The 18102-nt window shown below is 71.5% G+C and carries 3 protein-coding genes; all 3 read left to right on the top strand.

Annotated elements, in window-relative coordinates; translation table 11 throughout:
* Positions 1–13320 (top strand): SDR family NAD(P)-dependent oxidoreductase (locus ACFYYH_RS31625; RefSeq protein WP_388558379.1); only part of this gene is annotated, 13320 nt, incomplete at its 5' end.
* A gap of 267 nt (positions 13321–13587) precedes the next feature.
* Positions 13588–14343 carry a thioesterase II family protein gene (locus ACFYYH_RS31620; RefSeq protein WP_388558377.1) on the top strand — a complete coding sequence of 252 codons (756 nt, stop codon included), beginning with the start codon at positions 13588–13590 and terminating at the stop codon, positions 14341–14343.
* A gap of 651 nt (positions 14344–14994) precedes the next feature.
* Positions 14995–18078, top strand: coding sequence for an AAA family ATPase (locus tag ACFYYH_RS31615; RefSeq protein WP_388558374.1), 3084 nt, complete (start codon positions 14995–14997; stop codon positions 18076–18078).
* The last annotated feature ends 24 nt before the right edge of the window (positions 18079–18102 follow it).

Raw genomic sequence — 18102 nt, 5'->3', positions numbered from 1 at the left:
CCGATGGCGGTGGAGGGGTGTTACGAGCGGTTCGAGGAGCTGGGGTTCGGTTACGGTCCGGTGTTCCGGGGTCTTCGGGCGGCGTGGCGGCGTGGCGATGAGGTCTTCGCGGAGGTGGGTCTGCCCGAGGGGGTGGAGGCGGGTGCGTTCGGTCTGCATCCGGCGTTGCTCGACTCGGCGCTGCACGCGTCCCTTCTCGCCGGTGATGGTGAGGAGGGTTCCGGTGGCGGTCTGCCCTTCTCGTGGGAGGGTGTCTCGCTCCATGCCACGGGCGCCTCGGCACTCCGCGTGAGGATCGCCCCGACGGATCACGACGCGTTCTCGATGGCCGTCGCCGACACCGCCGGGGCTCCGGTCGCCTCGGTCGACTCGTTGCTCGTACGGGCCGTGTCGAGCGAGCAGTTGAGCGGCACCGCCGGGCTCGCCCGCGACGCGCTGTTCGGAGTGGGATGGGTACCGGTCGCTCTGCCGTCCGTGTCCGCGGACGGCACGGTCGCGCTGGTGGGTCCCGATGCCGTCGGACTTGCCGAAGGGCTGGAGCGCACAGGCGTCGAGGTCGGCCGGTTCGCCGATCTGACATCGCTCGCGGCCGGGGAGTCTCCGGTGCCGGGCACGGTGCTGGTGGGTGTGGCCAGTACGTACGGAGCCGATGTCACGGAATCCGTGCACGCGTTGACCGCCGAGGCGCTGGCCCTGGTGCAGCAGTGGCTGGCCGAGGAGCGGTTCGCGGACTCCCGGCTGGTGTTCGTCACCACGGGGGCCGTCGCGGGTGGCGGCGAGGAGGTCGCTGATGTGGCGGCCTCCTCGGTCTGGGGCCTGGTGCGCTCCGCGCAGACGGAGAACCCTGGCTGCTTCGCCCTGGTGGACCTGGACTCCGCCGAGTCCTCCGTGAGCCTGCTGACGGCGGCACTCGATGTCGACGAGCCGCAACTGCTCGTCCGTGACGGCGGAATCCGCGCCGGACGTCTGACCCGGATGACCGTGCCCGTCACCGAGGCCATCCCCGAGAGCATTGCCGAGCCGTCCCTCCTGCCGAGCGCGGGCGGCTCCGACTGGGACCCGGAGGGCACGGTCCTGATCACCGGTGGCACGGGCGGCCTGGGTGGTGTGCTGGCACGCCATGTGGTGGTCGAACGGGGTGTGCGGCGTCTGCTGTTGACGAGTCGGCGGGGCGCGGGGGCGCCGGGTGCCGCCGAGTTGGCGGCGGAGTTGCGGGCTCTGGGTGCGGAGGTGTCGGTCGTCGCGTGTGATGCGGCGGACCGGGAGGCGTTGGCGGGTCTGCTGGCGTCGGTGCCGGTGGAGCATCCGTTGACGGCGGTGGTGCATACGGCGGGTGTGCTGGACGACGGGGTGATCGGCTCGCTGACGCCTGAGCGGCTGGACTCCGTACTCCGCCCGAAGGTGGATGCGGCCTGGCACCTCCACGAGCTGACCCGGCATCTCGATCTGGCCGGGTTTGTGGTCTTCTCGTCGGTGGCGGGTACGTTCGGTGGTGCCGGGCAGGCCAACTATGCGGCGGGTAACGCTTTTCTGGACGCGTTGGCGGCTCATCGGCGGGCCGAGGGCCTGCCGGGTCTGTCGCTCGCCTGGGGTCCCTGGGATCAGGGCGCGGGCATGACCAGCGGGCTCGACGAGCGCGACGTACGCCGGGCCGCCGAGTCGGGCATGCCACTGCTCTCGGTGGAGCAAGGGCTCGCCCTGTTCGACCTGGCGCTCAGGACCGGCGAGGCCGCCGTCGTACCCGTACGGCTCGACCTCTCCGCGTTGCGTGCCCTGGGGACCGTACCCGCGCTGCTTCGGGGTCTGATGCGGACGCCGTCGCGCCGGACGGCGACGGCGGCCTCGGGCGCGGACGGCGGCCTGGTACGACGGCTGGGCGCGCTGGAACCGGCGGACCGCAGGGAAGCGGTGCTGGATCTCGTACGGGCCCAGGCCGCCCTGGTCCTGGGACACGCGAGCGGCGCCGACATCGACGCGGCGCGGGCATTCCGTGATCTGGGCTTCGACTCGCTCACGGCGGTGGAGCTGCGGAACCGGCTGAACACCGTGACGGGTCTGCGCCTGCCGGCCACCATGGTCTTCGACCATCCGACCCTGTCGGCGCTGGCGGACCATCTGCTCGACGAACTGCTCGGAGCCGAGGCGGAGCTGCCCGTCCCGGTGTCATCGCTGCCGCCCACGGCCGACGACCCGATCGTGGTGGTCGGGATGGCCTGCCGGTTCCCGGGCGGGGTCGCCTCGCCCGAGGACCTGTGGCGCGTGGTCTCCGAGGGCGCCGATGTGGTGTCGGATTTCCCGGTCAACCGGGGCTGGGACGTGGACGCGCTGTTCGACCCCGATCCCGACCACAGCGGGACTTCCTACACCCGCTCCGGCGGATTCCTGCATGACGCGGGCGCGTTCGATCCGGCGTTCTTCGGGATGTCGCCGCGTGAGGCGATGGCGACGGATTCGCAGCAGCGGTTGTTGCTGGAGGCGTCGTGGGAGGCGATCGAGCGGGCCGGTATCGACCCGGTCTCACTGCGGGAGAGCCAGACCGGTGTGTTCGCCGGGGTGATGTACAACGACTACGGAACGGCTCTCAAGGGCGAGGAGTTCGAGGGCTTCCAGGGGCAGGGCAGCGCGGGCAGCGTGGCCTCGGGCCGGGTCGCCTACACCTTTGGCTTCGAGGGCCCGGCGGTGACGGTGGACACGGCGTGCTCGTCGTCGCTGGTGGCGATGCACTGGGCGATGCAGGCGCTGCGCAGCGGGGAGTGCTCGTTGGCGTTGGCGGGTGGTGTGACGGTGATGTCGACTCCTGGCACGTTTGTGGAGTTCTCTCGTCAGCGTGGGTTGTCGGTGGATGGTCGGTGCAAGGCGTTCTCGGATTCGGCCGATGGTGTGGGTTGGTCGGAGGGTGTGGGGATGCTGGTGTTGGAGCGTCTTTCGGATGCTCGGCGTCTTGGTCATGAGGTGTTGGCCGTGGTGCGGGGCAGTGCGGTGAATCAGGATGGTGCGTCGAATGGTCTGACGGCGCCGAATGGTCCGTCGCAGCAGCGGGTGATTCGTCAGGCGCTGGCGAGTGGTGGCTTGTCGGCGGGTGATGTGGATGTGGTGGAGGCGCATGGTACGGGGACGACGTTGGGTGATCCGATCGAGGCGCAGGCGCTGCTCGCGACATATGGCCGCGACCGTGACCCTGGGCGCCCGCTGTTGCTGGGGTCGGTGAAGTCGAACATCGGTCACACCCAGGCGGCGGCCGGCGTCGCGGGCATCATCAAGATGGTGATGGCGATGCGCCACGGAGTTCTGCCCCGGACGTTGCATGTGACCGAGCCGTCGTCTCACGTCGACTGGTCGGCCGGCGCGGTCGAACTGCTGACGGAAGCGACAACGTGGTCCGAGGAAGGTCGTACACGGCGTGCGGGGGTGTCGTCGTTCGGTATCAGCGGGACGAACGCCCACGTCATCCTGGAGCAGCCGTCGATCGTGGCCGAGGCGTCGTCACAGCCCCCGACGCAGGAGGGGTCGGCCGAGGCGCTGACGGTGCCGTGGGTGCTGTCGGGGAAGACGGCGGACGGGCTGCGGGCACAGGCGGCGCGGTTGTTGTCGCTGGTCGAGGCGCGGCCTGAGCTGCGCCCGGTGGATGTCGGCCTCTCCTTGGCCACGGGGCGGTCGGTGTTCGAGCACCGTGCGGTGGTGCTGGCGGGTGAGCCCGCCGATCACCTGCGTGCGCTGCGCGCGCTGGCGGCCGGCGAGCCGGATCCGTCGGTGGTCTCAGGTCGGCCCGTTCCCGGAAAGCGCGCGTTCCTCTTCTCGGGGCAGGGCTCGCAGCGGCTCGGTATGGGCCGTGAGCTGTATGGGCGGTTCCCCGTCTTCGCGGAGGCGTTCGACTCCGTACTCGCCGTGCTGGAAGGCCAGTTGGACCGTTCGCTGCGGGATGTCGTCTGGGGCGAGGACGCCGAGCTGCTGAACGGGACGGGCTTCGCCCAGCCGGCGTTGTTCGCGATCGAGGTGGCGCTGTTCCGTCTGGTGGAGTCGTGGGGTGTGAGGCCCGACTTTGTGGCGGGTCATTCGATCGGTGAGGTCGCGGCGGCTCATGTGGCGGGGGTGTTCTCGCTGGAGGACGCGTGCCGTCTGGTGGCGGCGCGTGCTTCGTTGATGCAGGCGCTTCCGTCCGGCGGTGCGATGGTCGCCGTACGGGCCACCGAGGACGAGATCCGTCCGCTGCTCTCCGACCGGGTGTCGATCGCGGCCGTCAATGGACCGTCCTCGGTGGTGATCTCCGGTGACGAGGAGGCGGTCCTGGAGGTCGCGGCCCAGTGGGAACGGCTGGGTCGCAGGACCAGCCGTCTTCGGGTCTCGCACGCGTTCCACTCACCACTCATGGATCCGATGCTGGACGAGTTCCGGGTGGTGGTGGAGGGGTTGTCCTTCCGGGCGCCCCGCGTTCCCGTCGTGTCGAATCTGACGGGTGGGCTCGCCTCGGCCGACGAGTTGTGCTCGCCCGAGTACTGGGTACGGCATGTCCGGGAGGCCGTCCGCTTCGCCGACGGCGTACGGACCCTGGCCGGTCAAGGCGTCACCGTATACATGGAGCTGGGCCCGGACGGGGTGCTCTCCGCCCTTGCCCGTGAGTCCGCCGGGGACCACGCCGTCCTAGTGCCGGTCCTGCGCAAGGACAGGCCCGAGGAGCGGGCTGCGCTGAGCGCGCTGGCTCAGGCGCACGCGCAGGGTGTGACGGTCGACTGGAACGGGTTCTTCGCCGGGACCGGTGCGCGGCGGGTCGAACTGCCCACATACGCCTTCCAGCACCAGTGGTTCTGGCCCACGGGATCGTTCGCCGGTACGGGTGATGTGCGGGCGGCGGGGCTGGGTTCCGCCGGGCATCCGCTGCTGGGCGCCGCCGTCGAACTGGCCGAGGGCGAAGGCGTCCTCTTCACCGGCCGGCTCTCCACCGGATCGCATCCATGGCTCGCCGATCACACGGTGATGGGCCGGATTCTGCTGCCGGGAACGGCGTTGTTGGAACTGGCGTTCCGGGCGGGCGACGAGGTCGGCTGCGACCGGGTCGAGGAACTGACGCTCGCGGCCCCGCTCACGCTGCCCGCGCGCGGCGCCGTCCAGACCCAGGTGCGGGTCGGGACGGACGACGGTCACGGTCGGCGTACGGTCACGGTCCACTCCCGTCCTGAGGGCGCCGCGGACATGCCGTGGACGCAGCACGCCACGGGCACGCTGACGGTCGGCACCCAGCAGCGGCCCACCGGCTTCGACACCGCGGTATGGCCGCCGAAGGGTTCCGAGGCGCTACAACTCGACGGTTGCTACCAGCGGTTGGCCGAGATGGGCTTCATGTACGGACCGGTGTTCCAGGGACTCCGCGCGGCCTGGCGCCGCGACGGTGAGATCTTCGCGGAAGTGAGTCTCCCGGACGGCTCGGGCAATTCGGGCGACGCGGGTGGTGACGCGGCCGGCCCGGCGGGCCCGGCGGGTGACGCGGCCGTCTACGGTCTGCATCCGGCTCTGCTCGACTCGGCACTGCATGCCTCCTTGCTGGCGGGCGACACCGCGCAAGGGAGCGGCGGGGGCCTGCCGTTCTCGTGGCAGGGCGTCTCGCTGTACGCGACCGGCGCCTCGGCGCTGCGGGTACGGATCGCCCCGGTCGCGGGCAAGGACGCCGTGTCGATCGCCGTCATGGACACCTCGGGTGCGCCGGTCGCCTCCGTCGACTCGCTGCTCGTACGAGCCGTGTCGGGCGACGGGCTCGGCGACAGCGGGTCCGCCGCCACCAACGCCCTGTTCCAGCTCACCTGGGCTCCGGTGGCCGCCGGTCCGGAGGCTCCGCCGTCGGTCGCCGTCCTCGGAACCGACGTACTGGACCTCGCCGAACCGCTGGCGGGGCCGGCTCCCGGCGTCGGGACCTACGCCGATCTCGCGTCGCTGGCGGCGGGGGAGGGGCCGGTTCCAGGCACCGTACTGGTGGGCATCGCCGGTGCGGCCGAGGACGGGGTCGTGGAGTCCGTCCACACATTGACGGCTGCCGCGCTCGCGTGGGTGCGGGAATGGGCGGCCGAGGAGCGGTTCGCGGGCTCCCGGCTGGTGTTCGTGACCCGGGGTGCGGTCGGGGGCGGCTGTGCCGACGGTGCCGTCGATGTGGCGGCGGCCTCGGTCTGGGGTCTCGTACGCTCCGCGCAGACCGAGCACCCCGGCTCCTTCGGGCTGATCGATCTCGGCGCCGACGCGTCGTCGCTCGCCGCACTTCCGTACGCTCTCGCCACGGACGAGCCCGCGCTGCTGATCCGTAACGGTGAGATCCTCGCGGGACGCCTGGTCCGGACGAACGCCTTCACCGAGTCCGGGCCCAGTCCCGAGCCCCATCCCGAGGGCCACGTCGAGGCTCAGGCGGACATCGACACCGACACCGCCTCCGACACCGCCTCCGACATCGGAGCGGACATCGGAGCCGAAACCGGGACCGGAATCGGGACCGGTCCGGCCTGGAACCCCGAGGGTACGGTGCTGATCACGGGCGGCACGGGTGGTCTGGGCGCGGTGTTCGCCCGGCATCTGGTCACCGAACGGGGAGTACGACATCTCCTGCTGGCCAGCCGTCGGGGCCCCGAGGCGCCCGGCGCGCCCGAACTGGTCGCCGAACTCACTTCGTACGGTGCCCGGATCACCGTGGCGGCCTGTGACGTCGCCGACCGGTCCGCCGTCTCCGCGCTGCTGGCCTCGGTGCCCGCCGGGCGTCCGCTGACCGCCGTGGTGCATACGGCGGGTGTGCTGGACGACGGCATCATCGGCTCGCTGACGCCCGAGCGGCTGGACACCGTACTGCGGCCGAAGGCGGACGCCGCCTGGTATCTGCACGAGCTGACCAAGGATCTCGATCTCGCGGCCTTTGTCGTCTTCTCCTCCGTGGCGGGTCTGTTCGGTGGCGCCGGACAGGCCAACTACGCCGCCGCGAACGCCTTCCTCGACGCGCTGGCCGAGCGCCGGCGGGCCGAGGGGCTGCCGGGCGTATCGCTGGCATGGGGCCCGTGGGAGCAGAGCGGCGGGATGACCGGCGGGGTCACCGAGGCGGACATGCGGAGGATGGCGCGCTCGGGAATGCCGCCGCTCTCCGTCGACCAGGGCGTGGCACTCTTCGACACCGCACTGGCCACCGGGGAGGCGTCACTCGTCCCCGTACGGCTGGACCTCCCGGTGCTCCGCGCCCAGGGCGAAGTCCCCGCGGTGCTGAGGGCGTTGCTCCCGGCCCGTTCTCGCCGGAGCGCGGCCGCCGGATCCGCGACCGCGACCGGCCTTCTCGGCCGGCTGGCCGGGCTGACCACCGTGGAGCGAAGGGAAGCTCTGCTGGACCTCGTACGGAGTCAGGTGGCCCTGGTGCTCGGTCATGCCGGCGGCGGCGCCGTCGACACGACGTCGCAGTTCCGGGACCTGGGCTTCGACTCGCTCACCGCGATCGAACTGCGCAACCGGCTCAGTACGGTGACGGGGCTGCGCCTCACCGCCACGCTGATCTTCGACTACCCGACCGCGACAGCGCTGGCGGACCATCTCCGGGACGAACTGTTCGGCGGCGAGGGCCGGACCGAGGCATCGGTCCCGGTCCGGCTGCTGCCGCCGACGGCCGACGATCCGATCGTGGTCGTGGGCATGTCCTGCCGCTTCCCGGGCGGGGTGGCGTCGCCGGAGGACCTGTGGCGGCTCGTCACCGAGGGCACGGACGCGATCTCCGGATTCCCGGACAACCGCGGTTGGGACCTCGAATCGCTCTATCACCCGGACCCGGATCACGCCGGAACCTCGTACACCCGCTCGGGCGGGTTCCTCCAGAACGCCGGCGACTTCGATCCCGCCTTCTTCGGTATGTCGCCGCGTGAGGCGATGGCCACCGACTCGCAGCAGCGGTTGCTGCTGGAGGCGTCGTGGGAGGCGATCGAGCGGGCCGGTATCGACCCGGTCTCGCTGAGGGAGAGCCAGACCGGTGTGTTCGCCGGGGTGATGTACAGCGACTACGGAACGACGCTGAACGGCAGGGAGTTCGAGGGCCATCAGGGTCAGGGCAGTGCGGGCAGTGTGGCCTCGGGACGGGTCTCGTACACCTTCGGCTTCGAAGGGCCCGCGGTCACCGTCGACACGGCCTGCTCGTCGTCGCTCGTGGCGATGCATCTGGCGGCCCAGGCGCTGCGCAGCGGGGAGTGCTCGTTGGCGTTGGCGGGTGGTGTGACGGTGATGTCGACTCCTGGCACGTTTGTGGAGTTCTCCCGTCAGCGTGGGTTGTCGGTGGATGGTCGGTGCAAGGCGTTCTCGGATTCGGCCGATGGTGTGGGCTGGTCGGAGGGTGTGGGGATGCTGGTGTTGGAGCGTCTTTCGGATGCTCGGCGTCAGGGGCATGAGGTGCTGGCCGTGGTGCGGGGGTCGGCGGTGAATCAGGATGGTGCGTCGAATGGTTTGACGGCGCCGAATGGTCCGTCGCAGCAGCGGGTGATTCGTCAGGCGCTGGCGAGCGGTGGCTTGTCGGCGGACGACGTGGATGTGGTGGAGGCGCATGGTACGGGGACCACGTTGGGTGATCCGATCGAGGCGCAGGCGCTGCTGGCGACATATGGGCGTGATCGTGATCCTGAGCGTCCGCTGTTGCTGGGGTCGGTGAAGTCCAACATCGGTCACACCCAGGCGGCGGCCGGTGTGGCGGGTGTGATCAAGATGGTGATGGCGATGCGGCATGGGGTTCTGCCCCGGACGTTGCATGTCGACGCGCCGTCGTCGCATGTGGACTGGTCGGAAGGCGCGGTGGAGCTGCTGACCGAGCAGACCGGGTGGCCCGAGGCAACCCATGTGCGGCGTGCGGGAGTGTCGTCGTTCGGCATCAGCGGGACGAACGCCCACGTCATCCTGGAGCAGCCGTCGACCGAGGCGCTCGCGCCGACCTCCACGGACGGACTGGCCTCTACGGACGGACTGGCCTCCACGGAGGAATCGGTCTCCGCTGACGAACCGGCCGGGGCGGTGCCGGTGACAGTGCCCTGGGTGCTGTCCGGCAAGACGCCCGAGGCCCTGGCCGCGCAGGCGGCACGCCTGCTGTCCCTCGTGGAGGGCGGGAGCGGTGCCCGGCCGGTGGACATCGGGTACTCGTTGGCCACGAGCCGGTCGGCGTTCGAGCACCGCGCGGTGGTGCTGGCGACCGGCCCTGCTGACGCCGCACGCGCACTGGCGGCGCTGGCCGTCGGTGCATCCGACCCGCTGACCGTCTCGGGCTCTGTCCTCGGCGGAAAGACGGCCCTGCTGTTCTCGGGTCAGGGGTCGCAGCGGCTCGGTATGGGGCGTGAGCTGTACGGGCGCTTCCCGGTGTTCGCGGAGGCGCTGGATTCCGTACTCGCCGTGCTGGACGGCGAGTTGGGCCGTCCGCTGCGTGAGGTGATCTGGGGTGAGGACGCTGAGCCGCTGAACGGGACGGGCTGCACGCAGCCGGCGTTGTTCGCGATCGAGGTGGCGCTGTTCAAGCTGGTGGAGTCGTGGGGGGCGACCCCCGATTTCGTGGCGGGTCATTCGATCGGTGAGGTCGCTGCCGCTCATGTGGCGGGGGTGTTCTCGCTGGAGGACGCGTGCCGTCTGGTGGCGGCGCGTGCTTCGTTGATGCAGGCGCTTCCGGCGGTCGGTGCGATGGTCGCCGTACAGGCCACCGAGGGCGAGGTCGTCCCGTACCTCTCGGAGCGTGTCTCCATCGCGGCGGTCAACGGGCCGTCGTCGGTGGTGATCTCCGGTGACGAGGAGGCGGTCCTGGAGGTCGCGGCCCAGTGGGAACGGCTGGGACGCAAGACCAGCCGTCTTCGGGTCTCGCACGCGTTCCACTCACCACTCATGGATCCGATGCTGGACGAGTTCCGGGCGGTGGTGGAGGGCTTGTCCTTCCGGGCGCCCCGCGTTCCCGTCATGTCGAATCTGACGGGTGGGCTCGCGTCGGCCGACGAGTTGTGCTCGCCCGAGTACTGGGTACGGCATGTCCGGGAGGCCGTCCGCTTCGCCGACGGCGTACGGACCCTGGCCGCCCAGGGGGTGACGACTTTCCTGGAGCTGGGCCCCGACGGAGTCCTCTCCGCCATGGCCCAGGAGTCCGTGCCGGAAGGGGCGGTGACCGTACCGGTCCTCCGTAAGAATTGGGAGGAGGAGCTGACCGCCCTTGCCGCGCTGGCCCAGGTGCATGCGCACGGTGCCGGCGTGGACTGGGGCCGGTTCTTCGCCGGGACCGGTGCGCGGCGGGTCGAACTGCCCACGTACGCCTTCCAGCACCAGTGGTACTGGCCCGCCGCCGTGTCCTCCGGTGCCGGTGCCGGTGCCGGTGATGTGCGGGCGGCGGGGCTCGGTTCCGCCGGGCATCCGCTGCTGGGGGCGGCCGTCGAACTGGCCGCCGGACAGGGCGTGTTGTTCACCGGCCGGCTCTCCGTACAGTCCCATCCCTGGCTTGCCGACCACAGGGTGATGGACCGGGTCCTGCTGCCCGGGACCGCCCTGCTGGAGCTGGCCATTCGTGCCGGCGACGAGGTCGGCAGCGACCGGGTCGAGGAACTGACCCTCGCGGCGCCCCTGGTCCTGCCCGAAAGCGGCGCCGTACAGGTGCAGGTCGCGGTGGGCACTCCCGACGAGTCGGGCCGCCGTACGGTCGGTGTCTACTCGCGGCCCGAGGACACCGCCGACGCGCCGTGGACCCAGCATGCGAGCGGCTCGCTCACCAGCGGTGCCGACGCGGTGGAGACCGGCTTCGATGCCACGGTGTGGCCGCCGAGGGGGGCCGAAGCACTGGAACTCGACGGGTGCTACGAGCGCTTCGCGGAAATCGGGTTCGCGTACGGTCCGGTGTTCCAGGGGCTCCGGGCGGCGTGGCGCCGTGACGGTGAGATCTTCGCCGAGGTGAGCCTCCCGGACGGCTCGGAGGGCTCGGAGGGCTTGGCCGGTTGGGGCGGCTCGGACGGTCCGGAGGGCTCGGGCACCCGGTCCGGCTCGGAGAGCGACGCGGCCCTGTACGGTCTGCATCCCGCGCTGCTCGACTCGGCACTGCACGCCTCCTTGCTGGCGGGCGACACCGCGCGAGGGGGCGGCGGGGAGGGCTCCGGCGGTCTCCCCTTCTCATGGGAGGGCGTGTCGTTGTACGCGACGGGTGCTTCCTCGCTCCGGGTGCGGATCGCCCCGGCCTCGGGCAAGGGCGCGGTGTCGATCGCGGTCGCGGACACCTCCGGCGCGCCGGTCGCCTCGGTGGACTCGCTCCTCGTACGGGCCGTGTCCGGCGAGCAGTTGAACCGGTCCACCGGAACCGGTGACGACGCGCTGTTCACGGTGGAGTGGGTTCCGGTGCCGGGCGGTCCGGCCGTGCCCGGGTCGGTGGCCCTGATCGGGCCGGATCTTCCAGGGCTCGCCGGGGCCGTGACCGCGTCGGGGGCACGCGTCGAGGCGTACGAGGACCTGGCGTCGCTCGCGGCGGCCGTGACGTCCTCGGCGGACGGCCGGGTGCCGGATGTCGTTCTGGTGCCGGTGCACGGTGGATCGCCGGTACACGGTGGATCGGCCGACGCCGTACCCGGCTCCGTACGGGTGGTCCTGGCCCGGACGCTGGAGCAGGTGCAGCGGTGGTCGGCCGAGGACAGGTTCACCGGGTCGCGTCTGGTGTTCGTCACCCGGGGCGCGGTGGCGGTGGAGGGCGGTGGAGTGCCCGATCTGGCGGCGGCCGCCGTCCGGGGTCTGGTGCGGTCGGCGCAGTCGGAGAATCCCGGCAGCTTCGGTCTGCTGGATCTCGATGTGGCGGACGGACCCGCGGATTCGGCGGGCGATGTCCTCACCGGTCTGATCGAGGCTCTGGGGTCGGACGAGCCGCAACTCGTGCTCCGTGGGGACGGGCTGAGGGCCGCGAGGCTGGAGCGCGCGTCCCTCCCCGGGCCGACTGACCCGGCCACCGCGGCCGCCTCGGCCATCCCGGCCGCCCCGGCCGCCTCGGCCACCTCGGCCACCCGGGCCGACTGGGAGCGGGGCGGCACCGTCCTGATCACCGGGGGAACCGGTGGCCTGGGCGGGGTCCTGGCCCGGCACCTGGTCGCGGAACACGGCGTACGGCGGCTGCTCCTGCTCAGCCGCCGCGGCCCCGACGCCGAGGGCGCCGGGGACCTCGTCGACGAGCTGGCGGGTCTCGGCGCCGACGTCACGGCCATGGCCTGTGATGTCGCCGACCGTGCCACGCTGGCCGGGGTACTGGCGGCGGTGCCCGCCGAGCGTCCGGTGACCGCCGTGGTGCACACGGCGGGTGTGCTGGACGACGGGACCATCGGCTCGCTGACCCCGGAGCGGCTGGACACCGTCCTGCGTCCCAAGGTGGACGCGGCCTGGCATCTGCACGAACTGACCCGGGATCTCGACCTCTCCGCGTTCGTGGTGTTCTCTTCCGCGGCCGGGGTGTTCGGCGGCGCGGGCCAGGGCAACTACGCCGCCGCCAACACCTTCCTGGACGCGCTGATGGAACACCGCGCCGCCGAGGGTCTGCCCGGAGTGTCGCTGGCATGGGGTCCCTGGGAGCGGACGGGCGGGATGACCGGCACCGTGTCCGAGGACGACATGCGGCGGTTGGCGCGCTCGGGCATGCCGCCGCTCTCCGCCGACCGGGGTGTGGACCTGTTCGACGCGATGGCCACCGGCACCCGGGCCCTGGTGGTCCCCGTACGGCTGGATCTGCCGGCGCTGCGCGCCCGGGGCGAGATCCCGCCCCTGCTGCGGGGCCTGATCCGTACCCCGTCCAGGCGGGCCGCCACGGCCGCTCCGCGGACCGTCGGCACGCTCGCGCGACGGCTGACGGGGCTGGCCGGTGAGGAGCGCCGCGACGTGCTGCTGAAGCTGGTACGGGACCAGGCCGCCATGGTGCTCGGACACACGGACGGGACCGCGATCGGGGCCACCCGTCAGTTCCAGGAACTGGGCTTCGACTCGCTGACGGCCGTGGACTTCAGGAACCGGCTGAACACCGCGACCGGACTGCGGTTGCCGGCCACCCTGCTGTTCGACCACCCCACGGCGGCCGATGTGGTGGACCATCTCCACTCCGAGCTGGTCACCGAGGAGGTCACCGGGGCCGGTTCCGTGCTCGCCGTGCTCGACCGGCTGGAGAAGACGATCGCGGACCTGACCGTTGACGCCCAGGAGTTCAAGCATGTCGCGGGACGGATCGAGGTGCTGAGGACGAAGTGGGCGGCGCTGCGTCGGGAATCGGCCAACGGCACGGGTGAGTTCGATCTCGACGCGGCCTCGGACGACGATGTGTTCGCCCTCCTCGACGACGAGCTGGGGCTGTCCTGAAAGTGACCCCCGTCTCCGGCCGGACCGTGTTCCGGCCGGATACTAGGGGTGGGTTCCGCCACGGAGGAGCGCGAAGAGACTAGGGAATTTCCCACCGTCCACCCTTGTGGAATGGGGTGGCCGGTCACCGGGCCCGCGACGGTGGCCGATCGGTGTGACAATGCCGTGCGGGTCCCGAATGTCCGCTGGTCCGGACCGCCGGGCACCCCGGACCGCCCGACCGGTTCCAGCCGGACCGCCCGATCAGTTCCAGGAGGATGCGAGACGATGACGACGTCCACCGAGGAGAGCCTCTGGACACGGCGCTTCCATCCGGCACCGGACAGCCCGAGACAACTCTTCTGTTTCCCCCACGCGGGGGGCTCGGCGTCCTTCTACTTCCCGGTCTCCGCGCAACTGTCCTCCGTGGCCGAGGTGTTCTCGGTGCAGTACCCGGGACGGCAGGACCGGCGCAAGGAGACCAGCCCCGACGACATCGGGGTCATGGCCGACCAGATCTACGCGGCGCTGGGCAGACAGCTCCACGCGCGGCCGACGACGTTCTTCGGGCACAGCATGGGCGCGACGGTCGCCTTCGAGGTCGCGCGGCGGTTCGAGGCCGACGGCGGTCGACTCTCCCATCTCTTCGCCTCGGGGAGGCGTGCGCCGTCGCGCCACCGTGAGGAGAATGTGCACCGGCGCAGCGACGACGGGATCGTCGCGGAGCTGAAACTGCTCTCCGGTACGGACTCGGCGCTGCTCGGCGACGAGGAGATCCTGCGCATGATCCTGCCGGCGATCCGCACCGACTACCGCGCCATCGAGACCTACCGGTGCGAGCCGGGCACGGCCGTGCGTGCGCCGATCTCCGCGCTGACGGGTGACAGCGACCCGAAGACCACGCTGGACGAGGCCGAGGACTGGCGCGGTCACACCACGGGGGAGTTCGCCCTGAACGTCTTCCCCGGCGGGCACTTCTACCTCGGCACACAGGCACCCGCGGTGATCGCGCTCCTGAGGAAACATCTGACGTCCGGCGGCTGAGGCGGGTGGACGTCGGACGGCCGACGGCCGACGGCCGATCTCCCCGGTCCGGTCCGGTCGCGCCGTCCGGTCGGGTCGCGCTGTCCCGTCCGGACCCGCCGTCCGGTCCCGTCTGTTCTCCCGTCGTGCCTCCCTGCCTCCGGGCACCCCACACCCCTGTCCCCCCACCCGTCGCGACCCATCCCCACCCACCCTCGTCCCCCCCCGTACACACCATCACCACCACACCATCACCCCCACCCGCACATGACGGCTGCCGCCCGGTGCCGCCCGGGTTTCGGTCACCCGATCGAGATGGCACCGGAACGTGAAGTACCTTGCACCGGAAGGGAGTTGCTCTTCCGGAGCGGTGTCCTGCCCCGGAGGCCCCGGCACGGCCGGCATGTCCTGATCCCGTTCACCCAATGACTTCTGGCGTCTGTAAGACGGCGGTGAGTGATCCAGTCCGCATGGGGTAGTCCCCAGGCATCGATTGGTCGATGACCTGCTCGGCGCGCCCGGAGCCACCGGCGCCAGGGGCTTCGTGGGCTGCGGGATCCATGATCGCGCACCTTCGCGGCCGGTCGATTGTTGTTCCTTCAACTTTGTTGTCCGGGATGTCATCGACGAGTCAGCGCGTCCGGTGTGTCCCCGAGATACGAGGAGACCTCGATGCTGGAGCAGGCCGATCTCATGGGTTTGTCCAGCTCTCTGGTCGGCCGCGCGGGTGAGCTGCGGGTACTGACCCGCCATGCCGAGGCCGCGCGCGCCCGCCAGGCGGGTCTGGTGCTCCTCTCGGGACCGGCCGGAATCGGGAAGACGAGCCTTCTCCGGGCCTTCCTGAAGAGCGACGCCTGCCGGAACATGGCGGTGCTCTACGGCTCCTGCCGCCAGATCGTGGGAGACGCGGGATACGGCGGGGTGCGGGAGCTGTTCGGTTCCCTGGGTCTCAGTGGCGAGGACGCCCGTAACTCACCGCTGCTGCGTGGGTTCGCCCGGCGCGCGCTGCCCGCGCTCACCTCGGGACCGGCGGACGGCATGGCGGTCGCCGGCATGGCGGCCCCCGGGATGGCGGCGGAGGACATAGCGCCTGAAGACACGGCGTCTGCCGACATGGCGCCTGCCGACATGGCGCCTGCCGACATGGCGGCGGACGACACGGCGCCTGAAGACACGGCGCCTGCCGACACGGCGCCTGCCGACACGGCGGCGGACGACACGGCGGCGGGTGCTCCTGGTGTCTACGCCGTGCTGCACGGGCTGTACTGGCTCGCGGCGAATCTGATGGCGGACCGTCCGCTCGTCCTGGTCCTCGACGATGTGCAGTGGTGCGACGAACGCTCACTGCGCTGGGTCGACTTCCTGCTGCGGCGCGCCGACGGTCTGCCGCTGCTCGTCGTCCTCGCCCAGCGCGGTGAGACCCCGCCCGTCGCGCCCGCCGCCCTCGCGGACATCACCGCCCAGCGCGGTCCCACCGTCCTCCGGCTGGCGCCGCTGACCGTCCAGGACGTGGGGGAGATGGCGCGTCAGATCTTCCCCGTCCCCGTCGAGACGGGTTTCGTCGAGCGCGCCGCGGCGGTCTCCGCCGGCAATCCCTTCACCCTCAGCCGGCTGCTGGGCGAGCTGCGGGCCGAAGGCGTCCAGCCCGACGAGAAGGGCGAGCGCAGACTCGCCGAGGTGGGCGGCCAGGTGATCACCCTCTCGGTCGGCGCGCTGCTGGACCGGCAGCCGCCCTGGGTGCGTGAGGTGGCCAGGGCGCTCGCGGTGCTCGGAGAGGAGTCCTCCGATCTGGTCTCCGCGCTGGCCGAGGTGCCCCCCTCGCTCGTGGCCGAGGCCATGCTCGTCCTGCGGCGCGCCGAGCTGATGGCGCCCGGCCGGTCCGATCTGGTGCACGACGTGGTGCGTTCGGCCGTGCTCGAACCCCTCGGCACGCAGGCGCTGGCCGAGCTGCGGACCACGGCGGCCCTGCTGCTGAGCGACGCGGGCAGGCCCGCCGAGGATGTCGCGGGCCTGCTGATGCTCCTGCCCGCCGTGACCCAGCCCTGGATGCCCGGGGCGCTGCGTGAGGCGGCGGTCCAGGCCGAGAACAGGGGCGCGCCCGAGGCCGCGGTCCGGTATCTGTCCCGGGTGCTCGAAGTGGAACCGCACAGCGTGCCGGTCCGGGTCAGGATGGCCACGTCGCTGGCGGAGATCAACCCGCCGGAGGCCATCCGCCTGCTGGAGGAGGCGTTGGCCAGGGCCGGTGACATCCGTACGCGGGCGACGGTCGCCGTGCGGTACGGCATGACATGTCTGGCCGTACAGCAGGCGCCGACCGGGGTCCGGGTGCTGGAGGAGGTCCTGGCGGACCTGGAGGCCGAACTGCCCCCCGGGCCCGATCCCGCCGACCGTGAACTGCGCACCCTGGTCGAATCGGTACTGCTGATCATCGGGGCGGACGAGAAGGTGACCATCTCCGCGACCAGGGACCGGGCCGCGCGGCTGGCCGTACCGCCCGGCGACACCCGGGCCCAGCGGCAGATGCTCGCCATGATGACCGTACTGACCGCGATGGACGGCCGCTCCGCCCGCGGCACGGTCGAACAGGCCCGTCGGGCGGTCCGCTTTCCCGGCGCCGAGCTGGAGAGCTGGTCGCTGCTCGCCTCGTCGTTCGCGCTCGGCCTCGCCGACGAGGTGGGCGAGGCGCTGGACGCGCTGGACGGCCTGCTCCAGCACAGCCAGGAGACGGCCGCCGTCTGGACCTATGTGCTCGGGCTCTCCTCCCGTGCCTTCGTGCTGCACAGCGTGGGCGCCGTCCCCGACGCGCTGGCCGACGCGCAGACGGCGATCGAGATCATCGGGGAGGAGCGGTGGGGCGACGGCGCAGCGATGCCGCAGATCGCGCTCGCGACCGTGCTGCTCGACCGGGACGAGCCCGAGCGCGCCGAGGAGCTGCTCCTCGGGATCAAGCGGCCGGACCTGGACCGGTTCGTCATCGAGTACCACTGGTATCTGATGGCCCGCGCCCGTGCCCGGCAGGCGCTCGGTGACCGCGAGGCGGCCCTCGCCCTCTTCCTCGACTGCGGCAGCTCGCTGAAGGAGTCCCGGTTCACCAATCCGGCGTTCCTCCCGTGGTGGGCGGAGGCCGCCTGTCTGCTCGCCGCCATGAACCGCGGGGACGAGGCCCGGGAGATCACCGAGTACGGCGGTGAACTGGCCGCCGGGTGGGGCACGCCCCGGGCGCTCGGTCTCGCCGCGCTCGCCGGCGGGGTGGTCACCCCCGGCGCGCCGGGGATCGATCTGCTCACCGAATCCGTCCGGATGCTGGCGGCCTCACCCGCCAGGTCCGTGCACGCCCGAGCCGAATTCCTGCTCGGGCGCGCGTTGCTGAAGACCGGAGACCAGCGGGGCGCCCGCGAGCATCTGCGCACCGCCACCGACCTCGCCCAGCGCTGCGGCGCGCTGGCCCTCGCCGGGACGTCCCGCAAGCTGCTGGTCACGGCCGGCGGCAGGATGCGGAAGATGAGCGCCTCACCGCTGGACATGCTGACCGGAATGGAGCGCAGGGTGGCCGGTCTCGCCGCCGGGGGAGCGAGCAACCGCTCCATCGCGGAGTCCCTCTTCGTGACCGTACGCACCATCGAGACCCATCTGACCAGCGTCTACCGGAAGCTGGGAGTGAGCCGACGGACCGAACTGGGCGCGATCCTGCACACTCCGGACATTCCCGAGGGGCAACCACCGGGGTGGGTGATCGAGTCACGCTGGCGACGCTGAAGCGATCTGAGCGAGGCGGTGCGC

Source organism: Streptomyces sp. NPDC002018, assembly GCF_042890865.1.
GTDB lineage: Bacteria > Actinomycetota > Actinomycetes > Streptomycetales > Streptomycetaceae > Streptomyces.
This window is presented reverse-complemented; position numbering and strand designations above follow the sequence as displayed.

What these genes read in the sequence shown, in the direction of transcription:
- ACFYYH_RS31620 (WP_388558377.1), top strand. Translation starts at nt 13,588, where the DNA reads ATGACGACGTCCACCGAGGAGAGCCTCTGGACACGGCGCTTCCATCCG.
- ACFYYH_RS31615 (WP_388558374.1), top strand. Translation starts at nt 14,995, where the DNA reads ATGCTGGAGCAGGCCGATCTCATGGGTTTGTCCAGCTCTCTGGTCGGC.